General features: G+C 50.0%; 24 protein-coding genes. 21 read left to right on the plus strand and 3 right to left on the minus strand.

Going from position 1 to position 23,669, the window contains the following annotated elements:
- The first annotated feature begins 22 nt into the window (after positions 1 to 22).
- From traJ to hha, 20 genes are all read left to right on the plus strand, one after another.
- On the plus strand, positions 23 to 1,171 hold the full coding sequence (gene traJ / locus HV477_RS23190) for a plasmid transfer ATPase TraJ (protein ID WP_114047662.1): 1,149 nt from the start codon (positions 23 to 25) through the stop codon (positions 1,169 to 1,171).
- Positions 1,168 to 1,458 carry a hypothetical protein gene (locus HV477_RS28580; RefSeq protein ID WP_001838506.1) on the plus strand — a complete coding sequence of 97 codons (291 nt, stop codon included), beginning with the start codon at positions 1,168 to 1,170 and terminating at the stop codon, positions 1,456 to 1,458. Before traJ ends, HV477_RS28580 begins: the two co-directional genes overlap by 4 nt.
- A gap of 14 nt (positions 1,459 to 1,472) precedes the next feature.
- A complete protein-coding gene (locus HV477_RS23195; RefSeq protein WP_154715056.1) occupies positions 1,473 to 2,030 on the plus strand; it encodes a phospholipase D family protein in 558 nt (185 codons plus the stop codon).
- Positions 2,031 to 2,309: 279 nt separating this feature from the next.
- A complete protein-coding gene (locus HV477_RS23200) occupies positions 2,310 to 5,861 on the plus strand; it encodes an LPD7 domain-containing protein (protein WP_154715057.1) in 3,552 nt (1,183 codons plus the stop codon).
- A gap of 17 nt (positions 5,862 to 5,878) precedes the next feature.
- On the plus strand, positions 5,879 to 6,229 hold the full coding sequence (locus HV477_RS23205; RefSeq protein WP_080102233.1) for a conjugal transfer protein: 351 nt from the start codon (positions 5,879 to 5,881) through the stop codon (positions 6,227 to 6,229).
- Positions 6,230 to 6,303: 74 nt separating this feature from the next.
- On the plus strand, positions 6,304 to 6,927 hold the full coding sequence (locus HV477_RS23210) for a DotI/IcmL family type IV secretion protein (RefSeq protein WP_253743170.1): 624 nt from the start codon (positions 6,304 to 6,306) through the stop codon (positions 6,925 to 6,927).
- 15 nt (positions 6,928 to 6,942) lie between these two features.
- Positions 6,943 to 7,926 carry a DotH/IcmK family type IV secretion protein gene (locus HV477_RS23215; RefSeq protein WP_154715058.1) on the plus strand — a complete coding sequence of 328 codons (984 nt, stop codon included), beginning with the start codon at positions 6,943 to 6,945 and terminating at the stop codon, positions 7,924 to 7,926.
- A gap of 2 nt (positions 7,927 to 7,928) precedes the next feature.
- Complete coding sequence (gene traO / locus HV477_RS23220; RefSeq protein WP_154715059.1) at positions 7,929 to 9,230, plus strand: conjugal transfer protein TraO; 1,302 nt, start codon at positions 7,929 to 7,931, stop codon at positions 9,228 to 9,230.
- Positions 9,227 to 9,940, plus strand: coding sequence for a conjugal transfer protein TraP (gene traP, locus HV477_RS23225; protein ID WP_080102230.1), 714 nt, complete (start codon positions 9,227 to 9,229; stop codon positions 9,938 to 9,940). The genes traO and traP overlap by 4 nt, the downstream gene beginning before the upstream one ends.
- Positions 9,940 to 10,467: a conjugal transfer protein TraQ gene (gene traQ / locus HV477_RS23230; protein WP_080102229.1), complete on the plus strand. Its 528-nt coding sequence runs from the start codon at positions 9,940 to 9,942 to the stop codon at positions 10,465 to 10,467. Before traP ends, traQ begins: the two co-directional genes overlap by 1 nt.
- Positions 10,468 to 10,509: 42 nt before the next feature.
- Positions 10,510 to 10,914, plus strand: coding sequence for a DUF6750 family protein (locus HV477_RS23235; protein WP_080102228.1), 405 nt, complete (start codon positions 10,510 to 10,512; stop codon positions 10,912 to 10,914).
- Positions 10,915 to 10,982: 68 nt separating this feature from the next.
- A complete protein-coding gene (locus tag HV477_RS23240; RefSeq protein ID WP_000556965.1) occupies positions 10,983 to 11,171 on the plus strand; it encodes a hypothetical protein in 189 nt (62 codons plus the stop codon).
- Positions 11,155 to 11,955 (plus strand): conjugal transfer protein TraT, encoded by an 801-nt coding sequence (locus HV477_RS23245; protein ID WP_080102227.1) that lies wholly within the window; start codon positions 11,155 to 11,157, stop codon positions 11,953 to 11,955. The genes HV477_RS23240 and HV477_RS23245 overlap by 17 nt, the downstream gene beginning before the upstream one ends.
- Positions 11,956 to 12,052: 97 nt before the next feature.
- Positions 12,053 to 15,097: an ATP-binding protein gene (locus HV477_RS23250; RefSeq protein ID WP_154715060.1), complete on the plus strand. Its 3,045-nt coding sequence runs from the start codon at positions 12,053 to 12,055 to the stop codon at positions 15,095 to 15,097.
- 146 nt (positions 15,098 to 15,243) lie between these two features.
- Positions 15,244 to 15,726 (plus strand): conjugal transfer protein TraV, encoded by a 483-nt coding sequence (locus tag HV477_RS23255; RefSeq protein WP_301337428.1) that lies wholly within the window; start codon positions 15,244 to 15,246, stop codon positions 15,724 to 15,726.
- On the plus strand, positions 15,684 to 16,886 hold the full coding sequence (traW, locus tag HV477_RS23260) for a conjugal transfer protein TraW (RefSeq protein WP_154715062.1): 1,203 nt from the start codon (positions 15,684 to 15,686) through the stop codon (positions 16,884 to 16,886). Before HV477_RS23255 ends, traW begins: the two co-directional genes overlap by 43 nt.
- A 240-nt stretch (positions 16,887 to 17,126) precedes the next feature.
- Positions 17,127 to 17,711: a conjugal transfer protein TraX gene (traX, locus tag HV477_RS23265; protein WP_154715064.1), complete on the plus strand. Its 585-nt coding sequence runs from the start codon at positions 17,127 to 17,129 to the stop codon at positions 17,709 to 17,711.
- A 98-nt stretch (positions 17,712 to 17,809) separates the two neighbouring features.
- A complete protein-coding gene (locus HV477_RS23270) occupies positions 17,810 to 19,981 on the plus strand; it encodes a DotA/TraY family protein (protein WP_154715065.1) in 2,172 nt (723 codons plus the stop codon).
- 59 nt (positions 19,982 to 20,040) lie between these two features.
- Complete coding sequence (excA, locus tag HV477_RS23275; protein ID WP_254621700.1) at positions 20,041 to 20,670, plus strand: plasmid IncI1-type surface exclusion protein ExcA; 630 nt, start codon at positions 20,041 to 20,043, stop codon at positions 20,668 to 20,670.
- A 217-nt stretch (positions 20,671 to 20,887) separates the two neighbouring features.
- Positions 20,888 to 21,097 (plus strand): hemolysin expression modulator Hha, encoded by a 210-nt coding sequence (gene hha, locus HV477_RS23280; protein ID WP_080102219.1) that lies wholly within the window; start codon positions 20,888 to 20,890, stop codon positions 21,095 to 21,097.
- 69 nt (positions 21,098 to 21,166) lie between these two features.
- Here hha and dqlB read toward each other — a convergent pair whose 3' ends face one another.
- The 3 genes from dqlB to HV477_RS23290 all read right to left on the minus strand — a co-directional run bounded on the left by dqlB (position 21,167) and on the right by HV477_RS23290 (position 22,303).
- Positions 21,167 to 21,262 carry a DinQ-like type I toxin DqlB gene (gene dqlB, locus HV477_RS28845; RefSeq protein ID WP_301337427.1) on the minus strand — a complete coding sequence of 32 codons (96 nt, stop codon included), beginning with the start codon at positions 21,260 to 21,262 and terminating at the stop codon, positions 21,167 to 21,169.
- A 389-nt stretch (positions 21,263 to 21,651) separates the two neighbouring features.
- Positions 21,652 to 21,966: a DNA-binding transcriptional regulator gene (locus HV477_RS23285; protein WP_154715067.1), complete on the minus strand. Its 315-nt coding sequence runs from the start codon at positions 21,964 to 21,966 to the stop codon at positions 21,652 to 21,654.
- Positions 21,959 to 22,303 carry a toxin gene (locus tag HV477_RS23290; RefSeq protein ID WP_080102217.1) on the minus strand — a complete coding sequence of 115 codons (345 nt, stop codon included), beginning with the start codon at positions 22,301 to 22,303 and terminating at the stop codon, positions 21,959 to 21,961. The genes HV477_RS23285 and HV477_RS23290 overlap by 8 nt, the downstream gene beginning before the upstream one ends.
- Positions 22,304 to 22,450: 147 nt before the next feature.
- Here HV477_RS23290 and trbA point away from each other — a divergent pair, with 147 nt between their 5' ends.
- Positions 22,451 to 23,659, plus strand: a complete 1,209-nt coding sequence (gene trbA / locus HV477_RS23295; RefSeq protein WP_154715068.1) for an IncI1-type conjugal transfer protein TrbA — start codon at positions 22,451 to 22,453, stop codon at positions 23,657 to 23,659.
- Positions 23,660 to 23,669: the final 10 nt, after the last annotated feature.

The raw sequence follows: 23,669 nt of genomic DNA on the forward strand, positions 1-23,669 counted from the left end.
TTCACGGGCAGGGGATGTGCCAGTGAACATGCCTGATGAATTCGGAACTTTCCCGTTCTCGCGGTTCTCCGCCGATGAGTTCCGCCATTTCTATGCCTGGTGCGCCTTCCACCGTGTCAGTGACATCGATTTGACCGGCGGTTCCCCTGTCTCTGTCAGTCGGTTTGGACGCAGGGTTCGCTGTTCGTTACATACATTGCCATCATCGCTGATGATGCCACTCATTGATGAGCTGTTTGGTCGTGAAGTTCTCCCCCGGGTATTATCAGGTAATCCTGCCGACCGGACTATCCAGATAAACGGAGATGCTTCCGGTCGCTATGGCCTAAAACGTGGTGAGCGCGTCCGGTTACGCTCCCATCTCATCCAGGGAACATCCGGTGCGGAAGAAAAGGCCATATCGATAACAATGCGGGTAATACCGACAGCAATACCAGATATCCGGGCCATGAATATTGAACCGGATCTCCTTACAGCGATGGTCAGTAAGAACGGTCTGGGGTTTGTCTGTGGCGAAACCGGTTCCGGGAAATCCACGCTGTGCGCAGCACTTTACCGTTACATCATGGATAACTTCCCCGACCGTAAAATCGTGACATACGAAGATCCAGTTGAATACATCCTTGGCCGCGAAGGCGATCTGCTTCCACCACACCAGGCTGAAATAGGTCGTGACGTTGTCAGCTTTGCTGCAGGACTTCGTTCTGCCGTGAGACGTAATCCTGAAATTATCGGTGTTGGTGAGATCAGGGACAACGAAACCGCAGATGCTGCGGTACAGGCCGGGAATACAGGACATTTATGCCTCAGTACCATGCATACTAAATCGCCGGGGGAAACTTTATCCCGCCTCCTCGGCCTGTTCCCTTCCATCATTCGTGACGCAATGGCCTGGTCTGTTCTGTCGCTGCTGCAATTCATTCTGGTTCAGGTACTGGTCAGAACGAATGACGGTGGTCGTCGCGCTGTCCGGGAATACATTGTCATCGACGATGAGCTGCGCAATAAGCTCACCAGAATGCCGCATTCTGAGTGGGGTTATCACATAGATGAGATCATCCGGACCGAGAAACGACGTATCCGTGATTATGTACTGGAAATGTATATCAAAGGTGAAATTGACCGCAGCGAGGCGGTTATTTTCATTCCTCCGGGAGAAATGCGCCAGTGAAAAGAGAAGGCTTCTGGCGGTATGCAACGCCACCAATAAACATACAGGGGGTTCCCCTGCCGTTTACCATGATTTATCTATTGATCTTCCCATTCCCTGCCAAAACAACCTTCTGGATTTGTACCGGCATTATTTTGTTTTTCATCATTCTTGATCGTTCTGGCTGGTCCGTTCGTACTCTCTGCACCCGTCTGTTCTGCATCCTGAGGGGGGCTGTAGCTTCCGGTCGTCCATGGTGGTACCGGCATTTTACAGAATCACCGAGAGACTGGACCGGATTCAAATAATCGTTGGAGTCGTTATGTCAGGAAAAAAAAAGCTTATAACCCTGCTTCAGGTATCGTTGCTGGCGTGCCCGCTATTGTTCACGTCTCCTTTGTTCGCAATGACCGACACACCATCTGTACAGGTCGGTTTCTCCCCCGAAGGAAGTGCTTCCGCACTGGTTCTGGACACCATTAACAGTGCGGAAAACTCCATCAGAATGATGGCTTATTCGTTCACTGACCCGGATGTAATGTATGCGCTTGCCCGGGCAAAAAAGCGCGGAGTGGATGTCAGAATTGTTGTTGATTACAGGGGGAATACCAACCGGGCAAGTCGGGAAGCGATGAAATATATCAACCTGCTTAAGATCCCCCTCCGGACAGTGGATGTTTTCCCCATACACCATGACAAAGTCATTATCGTCGACGGCAATACGGTTGAAACCGGTTCATATAATTTTAGTCGGGCAGCGGCCCGCAAAAACTCTGAAAACGTCGTTGTTATTAAAAACATGCCTGACGTTGCCGCACAGTATCTTGAGCACTGGCAGGATCGCTGGGACAGGGGAACTAACTGGCAGCCTGTGAACTGAGCATTTGTTGCTTTACGCTGACGTTAAGAACGTCTTACTCCCCGGAGAAGAACGCTGCGGAACATCACCATGTTTCTGGCAGATACAACCGGATATGGATGTTCACTATATTCAGCGGACGTGATTTCCTGATTTTTGACCGTATTTCAGAAGCAAAACTCCATCTCTTTTTAGCGGATGGAACCACACTGTAAGTCCCTCTCATTTACCTCCTGATCGTGTACAGCCTGCCGTTCCTTCGGCCTGCCAGCTCTCGATCATTTTTCATGGAGTACTGACATGAAAGCCCGTTACAGAACCTGGCTTGCCGTGCCTCCTGATGAGCGCGAGCTCGCCCGCAATGCCCACCCGCCGGTCAATGGACAGAAAGCGGTTGCCTGGGACAACGAACATAAGCTGTGGTATGCCCAACCCGGCGTGGAACTCTCCCTGCTGGATGAATGGCTCCCTCGTCCACAGAATTTTTCCACGAATGACAGTGATCCTGTCACCGAGTTTGCCCAGGAACTCGAGAAAGCCGGTCTGATTATCAAAGGGCTTCCCGTCATGGACGGTGCCCTGCACCGGGTACCTACAAAGGCCGATAAAAAGGGCGTGAAAAGCGGCGTCTATAAAGCATTTCTTGATGGCCAGCCCGCCGGCTGGTACCGGGATTACCGTAGCGGCGATACGGAGGTGACCCGCTGGGTATTTTCCGGCGGTGACAAAATAGATCCGCTGGCCCGCCTCCATCTGAAGGCGCAGGCGCAACAGAACCGGGAGGACAGCGCGAGAGCACAGGCACAGCAGTATAACCGTCAGGCCGGATATGCTGCCCGCTACGTCTCCCGTCTGCCACAGGCTACCACCAGTCCCTATCTGACACGCAAGGGCGTCACGGCAGCGCCGGGCGTACGTATCAATCCCGGAGGTGAACTGGTTATCCCGTTCAGCAATGTACAGGGGAGAATCCGTACCTACCAGCGCATTCCGGAAACGGGCGGGAAAGATGCCCGGCTGCTGAAAGACGCAGAAAAAACCGGTAACTGGTTCACCCTGGGTTCTCCCGTAAACGGTCAGCCACTGCTGTTTGCCGAAGGCTATGCCACCGCAGCGTCACTGCATGAGTCCACAGGCCTGCCGGTACTGATGTGTATCGATGCCGGCAACCTGATTGCCGTTGGCCAGAATGCCCGAACCGTCTGGCCTGACAGTCCGTTTATTTTCTGCGCCGATAACGACCATCACCTGCAAAACCCACAGACCGGAGAGCCGGAGAACAAAGGCGTTCTCAGCGCAATAAAGGCTGCTGAACTGAATGGGGGAGAGGTCATCATCCCGGCATTTACTGAGGATGAGAAGGCACAGAAACTCACTGATTTCAACGATCTAGACACAGCCCGGGGCCGTGACACATTCCGCCGGATAATCAACGTACAGTTGCGCGAACTGGGCGTCAGAACAAATTTCCAGGACACGCACGACGTACGTGAGGCATTCACTGTCGGCCCACTGACGTTCACCCCCGTCCAGTCTGAGGAGCAAACCATGGATAACCCGACGATAACAGAATCTGAAACGCCGGCACCGGCATTAACGGAACCGACGGCAGAACCACAGCCACCTGAACCGCAGCCGGAAATACAGCCCGCTCCCGTGGCTGACAGTACAAAACCAGACAATGCCGCCGGGGAGACACCGGCTGACCCTGCCATGGCTACCGCAACCGCCGAAAACGACCAGACGTTTGAACATATTCAGAAACTACCAGAATCGGGCATTACTGAACCAGTCCGCTCATCAGAAACCTCCCCACTCCCTGACGCTGGAACTTCACCTGCAGGACAGAGTGAGAAAGAGGGTTCGCCATCAACGACGGCCACCGCCTCACAGGAAGAGATTGTGGCACATTCTCCTGAAGACGTCCCGCTTCAGCCTGAGTCGTACCTTCCTGTGTCTGAAGCCCCCGATAACCATGAAGATTACCGCGCATATCAGGAAATGATGATGACCAGCGAATCTCCTGAGCAACTGCAGGAAGCCGGAGATTTCGCCACTCAACCTGATATTCCTGATACAGCTGGAGTACAGACAGAAAAACCTTCAGACCGGAATGGCCCGGCCCCCGAACAAACCAGCACTCCAACGAATTTAACGGAAACACAGGAACCCGGAAGTGCTCCTTCATTCATGGAAAAAGCACGCGGTTTTTTCTCACGCAGGACGGTGAAAGCTGAGGCGAATGAAAACAACACGTCAGACATATCATCTGAATCTGATGTCGAGTCATCAACACAGGAAGCGGACAGTATCGTCTGTGGTCCCCGTCGTCCTGATGCCCCTGTATCTCCCGACATGGCCGAAATCCTTAAAGAGCTGAAGTGGGAAACGCAACCGGACAAAACAGTTCTGTACCGTCTGGATGATACCCCTGCATTTATTGACCGGGGTAACAGGCTGGAAATGGTCAATGGTGCCAGCGAGGACAACCGATGTGTACTGGCCGCACTCGCAGTAGCCACAAAGTTTTATGGTGGTGTTATTGAACTGACCGGCAGTGACGCCTTTAAGAAAAAAGCGATGCAGTTGATCATCGATAACAATATCGATGTACGGATGAAATTACCGGATCAGCGCGCTGAACTTGAAAAATTACGTCAGGAGGTAGCCAGCAGCCATGATACGATCGTCACTCACCAACCTACTCCTGATCTTAACCTGAACACCCCCGCACAGCCGGCCATGCCAGAACCGACTCAGGAGAATGTTCAGAAAACTGCGACAGGGCCACAACCGACTGCTTCTGCAGTAAAACCTGCTCCTGCATCGGGATCTCTGACGACCTCTCCTGCAGAACCGGACCAGCCGGATACTCAGGTGCCAGCCGAAGAGCCGCCAGGGAAACTTAACCCTGGCGAAAGTGTCACCGCCGTTCTGAATAATTTTGGTCGTGCCGAATACGCCCCGGGCAAAGGTGAAAGTTTCTTTGTTGAACTGAAAAATCGCAGTGGTAGCAAAATCTACTGGGGACAACAACTGGAAGACCTGGTTAAACAACATCAGAAAGGTTCTGTGGTCACCCTGACACTTCAGAACCGCGAGCAGTTCACGCTCCCTGGCGAAACCAGGGTACGCCTTCGTAATAACTGGCGCATGGAGTCAGTCAATAACGGTATTTCAGTCTCCCATGATAATCCTGAGAGCGGTCAGCAAATTCAGGCGTTTCCGGTAGAAACCTTCAGGAGTGTTATTGAGCAGATGCGCCAGGGATGGCCGGAAGAAATGAAAGAACTACGGATGCCTGAAAATACAGAATCACATTTTTTCCTTGGTCCGGACAGACACCCTGTATCTGCCTCACTCGATTCAAACAGGGTAACAGAGGCAAATGGTGATGCACCTGAAAAACTGATCCCGGTACTGGGATCTGTGGATAAGGAAACCCGTCAGCTCAATCTGCTACTGGTACAGAGCGCAGAAGATAACCTGCAGGGAGTGGTCCGCCTTAACGGTACGCTGTATCCCGCACTGGCCACACCTTCTGCTGATAACAGTCAGTTGGTTATCAACGCGCTGACAGACAAAGGCTTGCGGTTTGCCGGCTATGGTGAAGCCGTAAACCATGATGCCGACAGCACATCCAGGCCAGCACCGGAACTCATGCAGTTTCATCTGAAAACCCGGGAAGAACCACTTTTTGCGGCTGTATATAACCCGGATCAGCAACCCAACGAACTGTACCGTAACCTGGGTTTTGAGCAGTCATGGCAACAATGGTCAGACAGCCAAAAGCCGGAGGGCAGACAGGAAAAAACTCTGCATCAGGATCTCTCCCACAGCCCCGGTCGATGAACCGGTAAGGAAGCTATATGAACATGCATAAATCTATGGTTGCCGTGGTATCCGGCCTTATTCTGATTTCCTCCTCAGCCGGTGCTGCTACCTGTCGTGCGGGAAACGCGGCACAGGCCGGAAGTGATACAGGATATGAGCGAGCACGAGCAGCTGCGGATGCATGGTCACAACGTGAAAACGATGTTTCCTCATCCCTGCAGTCCTGTCTGTCCAGAATCAAAAAAATCAGTGTGAATATTCCTCAGTTTCCCAGCCTGGACGACATCCTTTCTCAACTGGAAAACCAGGTCTGTGATGCTGTCGTGGACAAAGTTAACGAGAAACTACCAGGAAATATTGATCCCTGGAAAGATCACAACATTTAACTGAGAACCCCATGAGCGCAGAAAATCAATCTCCTCCGGTCCTGCAACCTCAAGAGCCTGATCAGGCCACACTGATGAGAACCATCAGAGTCATGAAGCAGGCAGAGCAACGTGCCAACCTGGTACCCGGGCTGCTGAAAGCGCTGTTATGTACAGGTACAGCGCTGCTTATCAGCCTTGCCGGCAATGGTGTGCAGTACTTGCGTTCCACGAACGTTGAACGTGAATACTTTGCAACAGATAACGGACGTCTGGTGCGTCTGGCACCGACAAGCCAGCCAGGATGGAGCCAGAATGACGTAATGTCTTTTGGCAGCGAAACCCTGAGCATGGCTTTTAATCTGGACTTTGTTCATTACCGCTCACAGATATCTGCGTTGGCCCCTCGTTTTTTAGATAAAGGATTTGCCGGATACGTGAATGCGTTACAGGCATCTAATATTCTTGACACGATCAAGAAAGAGAAAATGAACCTGACAGCAACTATCGGCGCCGGTGTACTGGTCCGCCAGGGACAACTGAACAACGGCGTCTGGTTCTGGACTTTTCAGTATCCTGTAAAAATGCGCCTGGTTGGCCAGACTGTCAGTAAACCGGAACAGTCCTTCATTTTTGAAATGACTATCCAGCGAGTTGACCCCCGCCTGAAACCTTCCGGTATGGAAATCAGACAGATGATCTCCCGTAACGCCGGTTAGAACTGAGAAAACAATATGCGATCACGCCATATTCTTAGCGCACTGCTCCTTGTGTGCGGCACTGCCGCATCTGCAGATAATGCCGGGTGGCAAAACGCCCGAACTCCCCCCCCGAATAAGACCACCGCCAGCGAAAATGCGCCACCGGTGGCGAATACAGGCGGTGTTCCTGCCACGCTGGTCAGGGGAGAGCTCCCTGCTCCCGAACAAACCAGCCCGCTGGTTAAGGAAACTGCCCGACTGGACTCTGAACTGTCAGCGAATGAGATCCGCGAGTTACGCAGCCTGATGGCTGACAATGAAAGAGCCATCAGCGCCCCGGTGACAAGTATCGTCCCCCGCATCAGTTCGCTGACGGTCAACCTGTCACCGGGAGCCAGTCTTCCGCTGGTTCGTACAGCCATGAATAACCTGAGCGTGGTGACGTTTACCGACATTAACGGCTCTCCATGGCCGCAATCAGACCCACCCTATAATGCGGCACCAAAACTCTTTGATGTGCAGTACAACGGGAATATGGTCACAGTCACGCCACTGCGTCCGTGGGCATCAGGAAACATATCAATCTATCTGAAAGGCCTGTCGGTCCCGGTCATTCTGAACGTAACCAGTGGCGAGACAGATACACAGGTCGCCAGCCAGGAAATGGACAGCCGTCTTGATCTGCGTATTCCACGACAGGGACCGACCAGACCGGTGGTAAACGTTCCGGCAGACAAAATAGCTCTGCATGATGCCACACTACAGGCATTTCTGGATGGTGTACCTCCCCGCGATCCGTCAGTAAGAAGGCTTAAATTTACCGGTAACGTCCCGGATACAACAATCTGGCAACAAGGTGATGATCTTCTGGTTCGCTCCCGTGCGATGCTACGGGACGAATTTGAGCAGACATTGTCCTCTGCGGACGGTACACATCTCTGGAAACTTCCCGTCACCCCACTACTGACTTTCTCTGTGAATGGCCAGTCTGTTCACGTGACACCAGAACTGGAGTAATCATGAGTGCTGAACAGGATGCCGGTAAATCCGGCAAGAAACTCTTTGCTCTGTCGGGACTGGGTGCCATCGTTTTGTTTGGCGGTGGCTATTTTGCCCTGTCCTGGTTAACGCAGAGTGACAGCGACGTGCAGTCTGCCGTGAACATTAACAGCACAATGAACGGCGGTGGACGTCATGTGACAGAAACACCACATTATCGTGAATTATTACAGGCTGATAATGAACGTGGCGCTGCAGCTGCAATCCGTAATAATCAGACTTTCATTGCCAGCCTTCCGCAGGGGCTTGATGTACCGGACACATCAGAAAAACAGCAGTCACCTGTGCACGAACCGGAAAAAAACAGACCACAACCGCCAGAAAGGCCTGTACCGGAAGATCGCACCGCCGGAGAAAAACGTGTTGAGCGACTACAGAAACTGATTGCCAGAATAAATGCGCAGCAAACCGCCGGTAATGCTCCTACCACAGCAGCGGCAATGTGGAACAGACCACCTGCAGAAACAGCGGAACAAAGTGGCAGACAACGATTCGGATTACAGAATGCCAGCCTTTCAAGGTCTGCTGCTGACCAGGGCATACAACTGATACCGGCATTAACCCGCGTACCTGCCTATATCATCACAGCCGTGGATTCTGATAATCCATCATCCAGGGTTATTGCCTCCATTCCTGCCGGCCAGTGGGCTGGTGCCGTACTGTACAGTCCGGGCGTAAAACTGGCTGGAGATGGTGTTGAGATCCATTTCGACCGGATGAGCTGGAATGGCATGAGTCTGAAGATCAATGCGTATGCTCAGCGGGAGGATAACCTGATGTCATCTGTTGCCACCAGTGTAAACAATCGCTGGTTTAAACATATTGTTCTGCCATCAATTCTGGGGGGACTGGGGGGAGTAGGCACCCTTTATAAGGATGCCAACACACAGGTTATTCAGGGAAATTATGGCAGTGTCACTGGCCGTGTTGGGATGCCGGACGGTAAAGCGGTTACCGGCGTCATTGCCGGTGGTATGGCCGAGAAAGGAAGTCAAATCCTGACCCGTCAGGCAGAAAGTGAACCTTATAAACAGGTGACGGTGTCACAACACGAAGTGGTTTCAGTTTTGTTTGTTGATCCGGTCATGAGTAACAGCATCCAGGCTGATGCAACGGGTACTCCTTCCTTTCAGCCAGACAATCGTCCTGCCACACTGGCGGAAGCAGAGCAACAAACCCGGCACAGGCTGGAAGCAGCAATAGAACGCAGAAGAGCAGAAATGCAGCGCCGTTATGATGAACCACAGGAGATTCCGCAATGAGATCTGAAACAGAGCATGATGAAACAGGCAGCTTCGGCGAAACAGATGAGGTACGGCTTCCCGTCTGGAAACGCCCGATATGGGGAATAAGCCCGACAATGTGGGGATTCTGTGCAGTTCTTCTTCTGGCCGCTATCTGGTATCTGTTTCTGAATACGCCCACAGCCGGTCAGCAGTCAGCCCCGCCGTTTAATGATATGAATAACAACATGCAGACGTGGCAGTCCCCTGCGTCTTCCGCTTCCCCTGTCATGGCAACGGACCTCCCGCAGCCACAGGCTTCTGCCAGTGATATGAATCAGCTTGCCCGGGATCTGAAAACGGAACTGGATAATCGTGACGAAAAAATCCAGGGAACACTGAATATGCTCCGGGACAGTATAAACAAACTCAGTGAGGCCATAAAAAAAGACGAAGACTATGCGCAGGAAACGCGGCGTCAGCTGGATGAGATCCGTACCCGGCTGAACGGCGTAATAAACCAGAAAACCACGGCAGAAACGACCAGCGTTTCACATTCCCCTGTAAAAAAAGTCCCTTCTCCGGTTGCAGGAATGAAAATTATGTCCATGGAAAACGGCATGGCATGGATTCGCTGGCAGGGAAGTACATGGGCTGTACGCGAAGGAGACAAACTTGGGAAAGTGACCATCACACGAATTGACCCTGGCTCCCGAACCATTATCACCTCCGGCGGGACATTACGCTGATGAATACAGATGCCCTGACCGCGATAGAACACTTTGCCAATGGCATCTTCAGTGCCGGAATGGATTTTTTGTTCACATGGGGTGAATTTCTGGGGGTTATTGGTTTAATTGCACATCTGGCCAGATCCCGGGTTGACGGTCCCGCCCGCATGACTCCTGGCAAATTTATTGGAGGGCTTTTTACCTGCGCCATGCTGGTCTCACTCCCGTCCATTATTAATGCTGGCGGGGTTCAGATGGGGTTTCGTGCCGATTCTTTCGGCCCCATCGCTTACGTTCAACCTCAGTCATTTGGTGCCGCTGCAGGTGCTGCTAACGCTGTATTGTCACTGGCAAAGCTGGCTGGCGTGGGATTCGTAATGAGTGGCATTTCAATCTGGCGTAAAGCCGGGCTTGACGGGCATACATCACTGAGCGCCAGCGAAACCATCAGCAAAGGAAACGTTAAGTTTATCGCCGGTGTTCTGCTGGTTTTTATTGATCGTGTACTTGATGCCATCCTGGCCAGTATTGGCCTTGCCTTCTGAGTTTTATTAATTCCTTTTAATCAATCTATCTAGGAGATACCTATGTCACGTCTTCGTGTCATGATGGCGCGTGTCTGCACCGCTTTTATTTACGTACAAATCTTTCTGATGAACTGCCGCGACAAAATTATCAGTCTGTTACTACTTCTTCCTGCAATGCTGTTACCCCGTACTGTTATGGCTGATGGTGATCTTGTTGACATGATCAGAAACGTGGGGGATGGAGCAAAAGGTGCCACAGGCTCCACCCTGAACATTGCTCAGCTTATCGGTGTTGTGATGTTCATTGGTGGCCTGCTTGGATTCAAAAAAGTGGGTAAGCAGAATGGACTTGGTCTCGCCGGCTGCATAGTGTCCGTCATCATTGGAGCGATACTTGCTGTCGTCCCTGAAGTGATGAACCGTTCACAGCGTCAGTTGGGCATATCTCCGGCCACGATAAATTAATCTTCCAAAGGCACCGGTAAACCACTGGTGCCTTTTCATCCGAATCCCAGTCCCCCCCGGAGCAACGTATGCATACCAAGAATCTGGATAATTTCACATTATTGCGAACTGAAAACGGTAACGTTATTGCCCGAGACAATCGGGACAATCAGGAGTTTGTCTTTGCGGAGTGTTACTCCCGTGAAATCGCTTCAGTCATTATGGAGGCTGTTAAGCGTTACTGCAGCGCGGAGATCCCCCATGCCACAAAACATTAAGGACTTATGGTTATTCCCGTTTCCGGTCCCCGACGTGGTACATACCCAGGAACCACTGTTACAGGCCCCGGAGTTAACAACACCAGGACGCTGTACCTGCTGCCGTCAGACCGTCAGACACCGCTTCCGGCTGGATGAATCCTGGCCTCTAAGACAGCTTTCCGACAACATCCTCGATGTGACTGCCCGGTTGCACAAAACAACAGAAAATCTGGAGCGTTTACTGAAACGCGGAGAACCCGCCCCAAAAGATGAAAAAGAGAAATACCTGACAGCACTGATAGCAGCAGAACAGTCGCTTAAGCAGACACAACTATCTGCCAGAAGGCTTGCTCTTCGTCACGTCCCCAAAGCCGAAATCACCCGTACCGATAAACTGTCGGAAGATGAACTGAACCTGTTGCATGAAACCAGCGCCCCCTATGAACTGTGTGCATTCTGTCATGCCTGGCATGCTCTGAATGGTTATGCCGCTGCACAGGGAGTAATAGTCTGGTTCCCTGATCTCCATCCTTCAACTGTCGTTGCCCTGAACCGCCGGGCATTACAGGAAATTTTCAGTGATGATAAAACTCGTGTGCGGCAGGGTCGTGAAATACTGACCGCACTTATGCAAAACAGGCTGGCTGTTGAAGATAAATTTTGTAGCTTCCGGCCAGCAGACTTTGCAGATGCTCTTCGCCGTTATCCTCCTTCCCGGCGTTCCTCACTCAGGGAAAAAATGAACGGAATTGCGCTGATTCTGACACCGGATTCATTTCCGGAAAAAGCCTTTGTTGATTGATTTTTCTTCATGCCACATCGTCATGATGTGGCATTAAAAAAAATCGGACTTCCTCCCTCTTTTTTCTCCGCCCGTAATTCTGGAGCACCCCACTCACATGAACATTAACCGTATCATCTTCGCGATAGAAGACTGTATAAACACGTTATCCCGTTTTTCCGTCGCGACCAGTTTTGTGGACTATTGTGATTTACGCACCGTAATCGGTCTGGATAAACAGGATCATGAACGACGCCCATGGCTTGAGGCCCCCTATATTGCTGTTACAAAGCGTGGTGAATATCTCTCCGTCTTTGAAGTCAGCGGTGCCTTCAGGGAAATGGATGAAGATCCTGGCCAGACAGAAAGTGGCACACTGGAATGGCTGATTGCCAACCTGAGTGACAGCCTCAATACGGCATATAAAAACAGTGGTCATAAAATCAGTTTTGTTTTTGAGCGTGATCCTGAACGTGGAAAGGACGAGATTGTTGATATGATCGCCCTCCAGAAGCGTTCACTTGCCAACACCGGTATTCAGTTACAGGATGTACTGGATGAGAAAATAACAACGCTTTCCCCCTGGCTTGTCAGGGAACGTTGCTGGCTGGCTATCTGGAGCGCACCAGACCTTGTCAGTAACGGCGATCGCTCCGCCCATGATGAACATATCAGGAAGCTGGCAAAACGTGTTCCGAAATCCAGATTTGCCCAGTCACCATGGCAATGGACATTATCGGCCCTGAAAATCCGCCATGATGCCTTTCTGGATAACGTGGAGCAGGCCCTGAGACATTCATCTGATGGCCTGCTTCTCAGGCTGATGGATATACACGAAGTCGGACAGGAAATACGCAGGGAAACAGAGCGGGACAGCACACCACGTAACTGGCAACCACATCTGCCCGAAGACGCACAACCAGCAGGATATCACTGGGGAGATGATGACTCCATACTCCACGCCCCTTCATTACATCTGCAGTTATTCAGCACCCAGGCTGAAACAATGGGCAACCTGGTACGCGCAGGCGGACTCTGGCACGGAATGGTCGCCATCACGCTTGCACCGCAAAATCTGCAAACTTTTAACAAACTGGTCCATGCTGTCCCCCGCGCCGTCCCCTGGCGTATCCGGATGGATTTGATGCCCGGAGGGATGAAAGCCCTTGGACTGAAGAAAACTATTCTGACTTACAGTAGTTTTATCAGTGCCGTTCGCCCGATGTACGACTCCGTGATGTCCCTGTCCGCAACGGACGAAAAAGACCCCGTCTGTATTATGACCATCGTTGCTTCCACATGGGGAAAAACACGTGAACTCTGCGTACGAAACCAGGCTATCCTCAAATCAGCCATAGAGGGCTGGGGCGTATGCGGTACCACAACTACGTTTGGCGATCCCCGGCGTGCCTGGGTAAATACCATTCTTGGTGCATCCGCAGGTTCTGGTTCCGTTCCACTGTATCCTCCTTTATCACATGCGCTCTCACTTTTCCCCCTGAACCGGGCAGGTACGGTCTGGCGTGGAAAAGGAAACCTGATGCTGCATACAGAAGATGGTGCCGCGTTTGAAGTGGGTCTGGCATCATCCCAACAAAACAAACATACAGAGCTGGCGCCGGGTGATCCCGGTCTGGGTAAATCTGTTCTCATCAATACGTTGTCAGAAATACAGGTTTCGTCCGCGCAGAAAAACCTGCCCTTCATTGCGTATATCGATAAAGGATACAGCGCTCAGGGGCTCGTTCAGCTTATTCGCGACAGCCTGCCCGAGGAAAGAAAGGACGAAGCCGTTGGTATCATCCTGAGTAACGATCCGGAATACACCAGAAACCTGTTTGATGTAATGTACGGGGCTAAAAAGCCCATTACACCAGAAAAGAACTTCATGTCTTCCGTTCTGTGCGCCCTCTGCATCGATACCAGCACAGGACAACCCTGTAACCCCGGAGATACCCGGCAGATCATAAATCAGTTAATTGATCTGGCCTTTAAAGAATATGGTGAAAATAATCCCAGATTATATCGCGCCGCAACCGAGGAACTGGTGGATACGGCACTTCAGGAATCTGGTCTGTCTGAAAAATATGACACTGAATGGTGGGCAACAGCCACCTGGTTTGAAGTCCGCGATATGCTGCACAATGCCGGTTTTATTGCAGCCGCCCAGAGGGCACATTATCAGGCTATGCCCCAGTTGTCAGAAATGTCCGCCTTGCTGGGCAATCCAGGCATAAGAGATATTTTTGCGGCTGTTCAGCGTAATGGCTCCTCTGAACCTCTTCTGGATTATATCCGACGTTCTCTTGATCAAGGGCATAACGACTACCCCATGATGTCCGGGCATACCCGATTTATGCTGAATCCGGAAACAAGGATTGTCGCTGTCGATCTGAACAATGTTGCAGGTGACAAGACACCGGCAGGCAGACTGAAAACCGGCATTATGTATCTGCTTGCAGGACAGATTGCCGGTGGTGATTTTACCCTGCCGCAATATAAAGATGAGGTGCTGAAAAATCTCCCACGAACATACCATGACATCGCACTTAAACGTATTAACCAGCTTGATCAGGAAGTTAAAACTAAAGTTTATGATGAACTGCATAATGCGAGAGGTGTTGACTTCATCTGGGATGGTCTGGATACCCAGGAACGTGAACAACGTAAATTTGGTATCCGCACTGTATTAAGTACGCAATATCTTAAAGATTACCCGGAAAGTATTCTCAAATCAGCGAACACACTCTGGCTGTTGCGTTACCGGCCAGAGGACATTCCGTTTCTGAAGGATAACTTCAACGTGCCTGAATTCATGCTCAGGCGCTTCCTGAAAATGCCGGAGGGGCCTGCGCCAGATGGCAGCGGTGTTCCTGTACTGGGGGTATTCAGGGTTAAAGGCGGCACGCTCGCGCGCATACTGAAATTTACCGTCGGTCCTCATGAATTATGGGCGCTGAATTCCTCACTCAAAGACAGTGCATTACGCAAAATACTGACCAGAACGTTAGGCTCTGTTCGCGCACGCAAAATACTGGCTGAGAACTTCCGACAAGGCTCGGCAACATCGTACATTGAGCACAGGGCAGAACAACATAACAGTGACAACGTCATTGAAGAACTGGCCACTGAGCTCATCAGACAACAGGGATACAACCTCTGATGTGTACAATCCATATCACGCCCCGCTGCCGTCGACCAGCAAGAGGACAGATATTCCTGAAAAAGCTTAAAGTGGATGGGGACAGCTTTTCATTCTCCCTGCCATCCCGGCACTTCAGGTTAAATCCAGCCCCCAGTCCCAGGGTGATGTATGCCACTGATGCAAGAGCGCAGGCGCAGGAAAAGGCTTCCGGAATCCGCCTTGTTCTGCCCGGGAAAACAGAACGTCTGATTACAACGGCCATCTGGCAGGTCACTATCCCGGATATTCCGGAGTTTGACGCTCTGCATGTCATTCAGTGGATACTACCGTCTCCACTGGCCCCACTGATGTCTGATAACACCTGGCTATGGCCAGCCATACCTGGCGCCCCGGCTCTGAGCGCCGGAGACTGGCCCGTAATGGATACCGATTCGTCAACCCTGAGACGGGTCAGACGTCGCTCATTCAGCGTTATCGATACCAGAAACAGGAGGGGCTACATCACCCGACGGTTCCAGTGTTTCCCTCTCGCTCCCCTTCCTCCGGAAGGGAACTACGACAGTATTCCTGACTTTGTTATCGATCCAGGACAGGAGAAAACAAGATGCACAGAAAACATTTACTTGCCGCGCTTATCGCAGCCATAAGCGGCGCCACAATTCAGGCACAGGCCTACACGGTCACAGTGGTGGAAAGTCGCCCGGTAACCACACAAATTTTGCCAGAAATGGCTGCTATTCAGGGAGTTCTGGGGGAAATACTGACCATGCAGACGGCCACAGGAACCGCCATAAATCAGAATTCTGAAAAACTCGCAACGGTTATCGCGCAGGATGGACAGGCAACCCGCCAACAGATGATATTTGGTAATGAAACACAGCGTCTTGAAGACGCCAGACAGAGCTACTCCGTACCTGACTCTATCTGCAGTGAATCTGCATCCGGGATAGCAACAGAGAGTAAAAACACCTCCATGTCCACAGCGTCAAAGCTAAGTAAGGGAGGCGGTATCAGTAATCGTAACATTCGGGAGCGTCTGGCTGCTGCTGCCACCTCCCCTGCGCGCGAAGCTTATGACGGTGCATCCATACACGCTGGCTACTGTACCGAAGCAGAATATGCCCGTTTTGGCGGTACTGCGGTTTGTCCTTCTGTTGGCGAACTCCCCGGTGGTGACAGCCAGGTTCGATCAGTCTATTACGGGGCAGGAACAGCAGACACGCCGGCAGCCCTTACATGGGCTCAGAAGCAGATCGACGCTGCCACTGCTTACATGAAAAATACCGCCCGACCGTCAGCTGGCCGGGCATTGGGGAAAGGAGAAGTAAATACCCAAAGCGGCCGCACTTACGTTGGTCTCCAGAATGAATATAACGGCATCATAGATGCTGCATCGAACCCCCAGCTGTCGCTGATTGCTGACAGCGCACCGAATGAGTCAACCCGGAAGGCACTGGCGGAAACCCTTCAGTCCGATTCCGCGGCAGCTTATTTCGACCAGGTAGCATCAAAGGAAGCAAAATCGCGTGGATATATGAGCACCAGGGAGTTTGAATCCTTTGAGGCTGGCCGCCGCTACGCGAATACGGCATACCTCACTGACCTGCAGGAAATGCAGGGGGATAACCTGTTACGCGAACTGGTACGAACCACATCTCAAATCAACTGGCAGCTGAACGATCTGAAAGAGCAGATTCGCCAGGGGAATGTGATCGCCGGTCAGCAACTGGCACTCACGGCGCGCCAGTATTATGAACAACGGCTGAGTAGCCTGGAAATGTCCGTTAACCAGGGAAATGCCAGATGACAGCAAAAATTAAAAACAACATAACGACCCTGCAGAACGCAAGGTACATCATGCATGAGTTATGGATCATCGGTATCAGGATGCCAGCTACAATCGCCGGTCTCTTCCTGTTTGTATTGATACTCACCCTACACGATAGGGCAGGATTACGGAACTGGATGGTGCTTTCCCTGCTTTGCCTGATTCTGCGATTCGGACAGTTTATTTTCTTTCACTTCAAAACCCGGAAAGGCATCAGAAATGAGTAAATTACCCGGCGATACAGAGCAAGAAGCAACTGTAAAAAAATCACCGTCTATAGCACGCCTGGCGACGCGTGGCGTGGTTAATATTTTCGTTCCGGTAATTGAAACCCGCTGGATTGCTCGCTCATGTCGCCACATATTGAGTCAGCAAATACGGCGGATTAAAGAATTAATCCGGAAAACACACGAAGTGACTTTCAGTAGCCTGAACTGGGAAGAAGCTGTACAGACAAGCGGTCAGCCAGTTACTGAACTGAATCGCTGTTTCCGTCGACGCAGGTTGTTCTGGCGGGCGCTTTTCTGGCTATTACTGCTTCCTGCCGTTTTCCTGTGTGGTATGGCTTTTGCAGCTTCAACGCTCCCCTTAATTACACTACTACGGTTAATCACAACGATCGTACTGATGATTACAGGCGCAGCGCTCTGCGTTTCAAAAGCACTGATCACCTCATACCGTCTGTGGCAGTTGCATGAGCGTAAAGTCAGTGAGGCAGAAAAAGGGACTTTCCTGGACTTTCTGAATGAGCGAAATGGATGGTGCAACGCCTCATGGCTGGCAATAACCAGTAAGAAATACTGACAAGCAGACTGGTTCTGGCTGGTCACCGTATCCCTTCGAATTAAATCCCATGCAGGGCGTCGAGCTGCCCATGCTTCTTATCCTATTCCGGAGTTACTGTGAAAATTATACTTCGCGCACTCAGTGCAGGCCTCGCCGTATCTGCAGTCCCGGCAATGGCTTCAGTGACCTATCAGGATATTGTGTCCGCAGCCACCAACCCTGACGATCTGTCACGTCAGGCGCTGGTCACAATATTTGGTGATGTGGTCACGAACCCCCTGTCGACCAGCAGTCCTACCCTGATCGGCAATATGTTTGGTGTATTTAACGGCATTATTGCCGTACTTGCCGTAGTCTGGTTTGCTTTCATCGGCATACGGCATGTTGTTAGATCCGGACATCAGGGCCAGGTCTTTGATACCGGACGTGACATCGTTGGTACTCTCAGTGTCGTCAGTGGATTTCTGATGATCGTACCTACAGGAAATGGCTGGAGCCTCGCCCAGCTTATCATGCTGTGGGGTGCATCGATTATGGGGGTTGGTTCCGCCAATATCATGGTGCAGCTGGCCGCTGATAATATTGCAAACGGTTACTCTATGACCGTGCAACCAGTTCAGGTCTCAACACGCACCGCCGCACGCGGCATCTTTGAAATGGAATTGTGTAAGTATGCCATCAATTCCGGACTGAATGACTTTAACCAAACGGCCAGGTCCTCCACTTCACTTATGACCGAATCAAGTAAAACTGCCGGTGGAAATTACACCGTTACGGTATCCAATGGCAGCGGCATTTGTGGTACTGCCAGCCTGTCTGTTGAAGGCAACGGTACAACCAATCAGTCATCCATCAGTAAGTTTTTTAACCCCTTCAGCAGTACCGAATATAACAGCGTTATCGCTGCTCAACGTACAGCCATGGATAACATGATTCGTGACATGGACAGTACCGCTAACGAGTTTGTGACGACTTTTCTGGAAAAACGCAACACAGGAAACGGTACTTTGCCTGATATCGAAACCCGCATACAGCGGGCAGCTGACGATTACGAGCGGGCAGTACAAAAAGCCCTGCCTGCAGATAACAACGAACAATCCAGGAAGGAGGCGCTGAAATCATATCTGACCACTTACGGGTGGGTGGCTTTAGGTGCCTGGTACCAGACGTTTGCGACAGCCAATCAGCGTCTTGCCGAACTGGCCGACAGGGCGCCAGCAGTAACCTCGTTGTCATCACTGGGTGAAGTAGGTGATACAGATTTATTTGTTGCAGTGACGGGGGCATACAAAACTCAATTGCAAAACACATCGTACACACCATCCCTTGGTACAGTCACATCAGCCGATGAGCAATTACTCTCGAATACCAATACACCGCAAGATGCATTAATCAAACCTACAGAAAAATTCGGTCAGTGGCTCACTAATAGTCTGGCAACTGAATGGAGTGAAACGGGTACAAGCAGCAACCAAGTGAATCCACTAATAAAGATGAAAAATATTGGTGATCGCACGATGGTTGCTGCCGAAGGAATATGGGTGACTTATACTACGGCCAGAGTCCTTGTGGCTGGAGGGGAAAAGTCCTTTCTGGGAAAAGTTCTTAATAACTTAACCTCAGTTCTTTCTACAGCAAATGCCTTACTTGAGGCTCTTGCCCCTCCTGTTTATTTCCTGTTGTTTCTGATGTTCTGTGCAGGTTTTTCATTATCCATCTATCTACCCTTTATACCTTTTATTTTCTGGATGACCGGAATAGGTAACTGGATTAGCAGCGTATTAATAGGATGTACCGCTGGACCTCTTTGGGGGGCTACCCACCTTGGTACATCGCAAGACAGAGGAAGTCGTGCTGCCTATGGTTATATTTATCTGATCGATAGTATGATTAGGCCACCGTTGATGGTGTTCGGTTTTTTCTTTGCATCAGTAGCCATTATCGCAGCAGGAACTATCCTAAATGCACTTTTTGGTCCCGCACTTACGAATGTCCAAATCAACTCTTTCACCGGAATATTTAGTCTTGCTGGTTTTTTACTAATTTACGCACGGATTTGCACAACAATTGTTGCAGCTATATTTGCGTTACAGGCATACCTTCCTGACCATGTTATCAATTTTCTAGGAGGTCGGGATGGTGCTAATACTCTTGGGAACCTTGCATCTTCCGTGAAGGATATATTTGCAGGTAGTAGCCGAAATATCAGGCATGCTCCTGGTGTTAGGGAAGAACGTCTCAAAAACATTAAGAGCGGCGATAATGATAAAGATGGAATAAAAGGATAATAACCTAATATATGACTTGCCATAGACACTTGATGATATTAAAATATCCAAAAGTGTTTATGGAGGTCATGGATATGATAGGGGCATATGCAAAAAGGGGAGAGACTCTTTCAAAAAGAGAAGAGTATGTTTTTGCTGCTGTATTATTATATTTTATTTTCTTCTCCCCCTTACTAATGATTTTTGGTGGGGTAATCGGATGGGGATTAGCAATAATACCTCCAGCATTATACTTTTACTTAGGCTATAAAAAACAAAAAAGAAGAGGGAAAATAGTTAAAAACATAGTGCAATATATAAAAAACCAAAACAGTAAGCTATTCGTTCCAGAGGAAGCTTACGAATATAAATCAATACCATCGTTATATTTTGGCATTGATGTAAAAAAAGGCACTATGCTGTATGTCCGATTCTACTCAAACAACACTATGGACATAATTGGAATGAATATTCATAACTTCACCCGTACAGTTGTCACGAAAAATCATCTGGAAATTTATACGAAGTATGTAGACATGCCGATGATTGAATTCAGTATAGGTACTGATTCGGCTCGAGCCCTTGCGAACACCATGCACGCAATGGCCGAAAGAAGTTATGATTACCCGGTAGACTTCCCCCGGATGATTCAGGAAAAGCGTAAAGAGTGGGAGAAGGTGTCTGGCATACCCGTTGCAGAAGTATTTTGATACAACCAGCCTCCATGAACAATCACCCATCAGCCGGTTCAGATAAACCGGCTGTTTCTTTAACAGAAAGATTTAACCTGCCGCCTCCTGTTCAAATAATGCAATATCTGCATTAAAAGGCGAACCTCTCAGATTGTTCCGATTATCACTCATCAGAAGCTGTTGTATTAAACGAACATCGTTATATCAGTTATTAATAAATTTTAAGGATGCTACTATGGCAAAAACAAAACAGGAATGGCTATATCAACTGCGTCGTTGTTCATCACTAATCACACTGGAAAAAATAATATCCCACCGTCGATATAAGTTGACAGCAGATGATATTGAAACATTTAATTCTGCCGCCGATCACAGACTGGCAGAACTCACCATGAACAAAATTTATGATAAGGTACCAGCTTCAGTGTGGAAATATGTCCATTAATACGAACCTCTGGATTATTAAAGGGCAGGAAGTGGTAACTCCCTGCCCTTAATTACGTTTCCGGGCTTATCAGTCGATAAATTCCCGGATCAGTTCCAGAATGGCAACCAGCGCGTTTGCAACGGCTACTACCGCTCTCAGAACGATGATTAACAGGTTAATCATCCGTTTTCCCTTATGAAGGGAGTGAAACACCACTGTTTACTCATGGGTTGCCTGTCACAGCAGTGGCCTCTATTGTTAGATACAGACTGCCTCACTCCGGCCAGAGCACCAGGAGCAGCACCACCTGTTATCCAGGCCAGGACTTAATGAATCCGTCAAGCGCCAGACTTCAGCAGGCCGCAGGGCTAACGGCATGGATTGTACCTGATTGTACAGACTTTTGACATAATGGGGTGTAAGGAATAGAATTAGCGATGTTAGATACAGATTGTCTTCTTCCGGTTAGAGCAACTAACTTAGTCCCGGAATCGTAAAAAAGCCGACCTCACCAGTCGGCTTTTTTACATCCATATCAATCCCCGGCCATTATCTAAGGTATCGCTTAATTGTTAAAGCTGAGCAAGAGCATTTAAAGTTTCCGGATTCTTCTGCACCATCCGGATCAATAAAACTGCCTGAGCGTTAGGTTTAGCCCTGCCCTGCTCCCAGTTCTGGTATGTGGTTTCACCTGTGTGGAGATAGTGCGCAAAAACAGCCTGTGACAGGTTAAGTTTTTCACGCACAGCCCGCAATTCCTGCGGTGCAATAGTGATGGGCACTCGCTTACTGACCTTGTAAGTCTTGAGGGTAATTTTCTCCTCCTGATGCTCCTTCAGCTCCTGCATACCCGCCATCAATTCGCTGAAAATATCACGCTTAGTCATGTCTCAGCCCCTTTTTAATCACATTTAGCGCCTCCGCCAGGGCGTCGCGCTGTTGTTTGGTCAGATCGTCACATTGATCTTTATCGTATATGGTAAATAGAATGAATTGACCTTTTTCATTCGTCCAGTAATAGATAACTCTGACCCCACCTCTTGCGCCTTTATTTCGGCGCTCATCCCTGAAACGAACCTTTCTCAGACCTCCTGTGTCAGGGATTAGATCACCCTTTTCAGGATTGGCCAACAACATATTCTGAAACAACCTGAATTGGTCATCGTTCAGGTAATCCGCCCGGTATTTCTGAAAGCTGGAAAGCTCAATAAACGTCGCGTACATGTATCTTCCCCGCTCCAACATAAAGACAGTCTATCCCCATATTGGGGATGCATCAACATCTGTTTTTGCTGATGCTTTATCAGCCTGACAAAAAAACAAATTTTAACCTTCCCGTTTGATTTAAATTCCAGAGATGGAGACTTTGCCATGTCTTACAATCGACAGCCTGTCGCAGAAGACCCTGTGCAGATATGGGGCGCTGTTGGTGTCCTTTTTATCCTTCTGCTATTCGTAATATGGTTATTTTTACCGGACGTGGTGTTCGCCACCTGCCTGATACTCCATACCTTATGGGGATTTATTGACTGGGGACCATTTCACGAATACGCAGCACCCCGCTACAACCTTCTGGCCATAACAGGTAACAACGCCACCAACATCAGCTACAGTCGGTGGCTTAATGTAATGGAGCAGACCATCGGTATTCTGTGGATATTTCTGCTTCCGTTAACAGCATGGTCACTGTGGGAATGGTATCAGCATCCCGGACAAAGCCGTTTCACCCGCAGGCCTGTTGATATCACCAGATTACCGCATATCTTTGCCTCTCTGTCCCCGGCCATTACCCCAGTTATTACTGATGGTGATCCCGGAAAACTCCTCCACGGCGGAAAACGACCTGAACGGAGAGTTGCGCTTACACCAGAGGCTTTTGTCGAACAACACAGCTTAATCACCAGTATGCAGCTCGATGTTGCAGCGACAAGACAATGTTTCATGGCACAGCTGGGTCACCCACTGACATCATGGAAGGACATGGCGCCACACGAAAAAGCCCTCTTTGCCATATTTGGCCTTCAGTATTTTCTGGATGACCGCAAAGCGGCATTGAATCTCATGGATGCCCTGAACCGTTCCTGCCGGCTCAAAAGCAAACGGGATAAAGGAAAATTCTGTACCCCCGTTTATTCGCTGGCCAGAACAGCATTCAGCAAAGTGATCAAAAGCGAGGGCGCACAAAAGTGGCTGAAACAGCATCGCTACGTCCGGAGCGGTCTGGTCTGGCTTTACGCACATGATCTGCGGCTTACGCCACCTAACTGGCTGTGGCTGAAAGGTGTGGACCGGACGTTGTTTTACGCATTACACCGCGCCAATACCACGAAAGGATTTATTGAGGGTGCCGGTGTGGTGGCGGTTGCCCGTACAGAAAATGAAGCAATGCGTTTTGGTCTTCCCTGCCCTGAGCCCTGCGTTGATGAGGCAGTGGAAGGTCTGCGACGGGATATGCTTGGTCTTGGCCTTATCTGGGATGAGCCACAGCCCGACCGCGACAGAAAACGCCGCATCCTGACCAACTGGTCCCTCACCGACGACGTACTGTTCCGTACACCTGCAACAGATAACGAATTTTGATTCCCCGGAG

This window comes from Salmonella sp. SG203 (assembly GCF_013350575.1).
Lineage (GTDB): Bacteria > Pseudomonadota > Gammaproteobacteria > Enterobacterales > Enterobacteriaceae > Salmonella > Salmonella enterica.

Bases quoted from the DNA above. Each gene is read 5' to 3' on its own strand.
- HV477_RS23195 (WP_154715056.1), top strand. From the start codon at position 1,473: ATGTCAGGAAAAAAAAAGCTTATAACCCTGCTTCAGGTATCGTTGCTG.
- HV477_RS23200 (WP_154715057.1), top strand. From the start codon at position 2,310: ATGAAAGCCCGTTACAGAACCTGGCTTGCCGTGCCTCCTGATGAGCGC.
- HV477_RS23205 (WP_080102233.1), top strand. From the start codon at position 5,879: ATGAACATGCATAAATCTATGGTTGCCGTGGTATCCGGCCTTATTCTG.
- HV477_RS23210 (WP_253743170.1), top strand. From the start codon at position 6,304: ATGAGAACCATCAGAGTCATGAAGCAGGCAGAGCAACGTGCCAACCTG.
- HV477_RS23215 (WP_154715058.1), top strand. From the start codon at position 6,943: ATGCGATCACGCCATATTCTTAGCGCACTGCTCCTTGTGTGCGGCACT.
- traO (WP_154715059.1), top strand. From the start codon at position 7,929: ATGAGTGCTGAACAGGATGCCGGTAAATCCGGCAAGAAACTCTTTGCT.
- traP (WP_080102230.1), top strand. From the start codon at position 9,227: ATGAGATCTGAAACAGAGCATGATGAAACAGGCAGCTTCGGCGAAACA.
- traQ (WP_080102229.1), top strand. From the start codon at position 9,940: ATGAATACAGATGCCCTGACCGCGATAGAACACTTTGCCAATGGCATC.
- HV477_RS23235 (WP_080102228.1), top strand. From the start codon at position 10,510: ATGTCACGTCTTCGTGTCATGATGGCGCGTGTCTGCACCGCTTTTATT.
- HV477_RS23240 (WP_000556965.1), top strand. From the start codon at position 10,983: ATGCATACCAAGAATCTGGATAATTTCACATTATTGCGAACTGAAAAC.
- HV477_RS23245 (WP_080102227.1), top strand. From the start codon at position 11,155: ATGCCACAAAACATTAAGGACTTATGGTTATTCCCGTTTCCGGTCCCC.
- HV477_RS23250 (WP_154715060.1), top strand. From the start codon at position 12,053: ATGAACATTAACCGTATCATCTTCGCGATAGAAGACTGTATAAACACG.
- HV477_RS23255 (WP_301337428.1), top strand. From the start codon at position 15,244: ATGTATGCCACTGATGCAAGAGCGCAGGCGCAGGAAAAGGCTTCCGGA.
- traW (WP_154715062.1), top strand. From the start codon at position 15,684: ATGCACAGAAAACATTTACTTGCCGCGCTTATCGCAGCCATAAGCGGC.
- traX (WP_154715064.1), top strand. From the start codon at position 17,127: ATGAGTAAATTACCCGGCGATACAGAGCAAGAAGCAACTGTAAAAAAA.
- excA (WP_254621700.1), top strand. From the start codon at position 20,041: ATGGAGGTCATGGATATGATAGGGGCATATGCAAAAAGGGGAGAGACT.
- hha (WP_080102219.1), top strand. From the start codon at position 20,888: ATGGCAAAAACAAAACAGGAATGGCTATATCAACTGCGTCGTTGTTCA.
- dqlB (WP_301337427.1), bottom strand. From the start codon at position 21,262: ATGATTAACCTGTTAATCATCGTTCTGAGAGCGGTAGTAGCCGTTGCA.
- HV477_RS23285 (WP_154715067.1), bottom strand. From the start codon at position 21,966: ATGACTAAGCGTGATATTTTCAGCGAATTGATGGCGGGTATGCAGGAG.
- HV477_RS23290 (WP_080102217.1), bottom strand. From the start codon at position 22,303: ATGTACGCGACGTTTATTGAGCTTTCCAGCTTTCAGAAATACCGGGCG.
- trbA (WP_154715068.1), top strand. From the start codon at position 22,451: ATGTCTTACAATCGACAGCCTGTCGCAGAAGACCCTGTGCAGATATGG.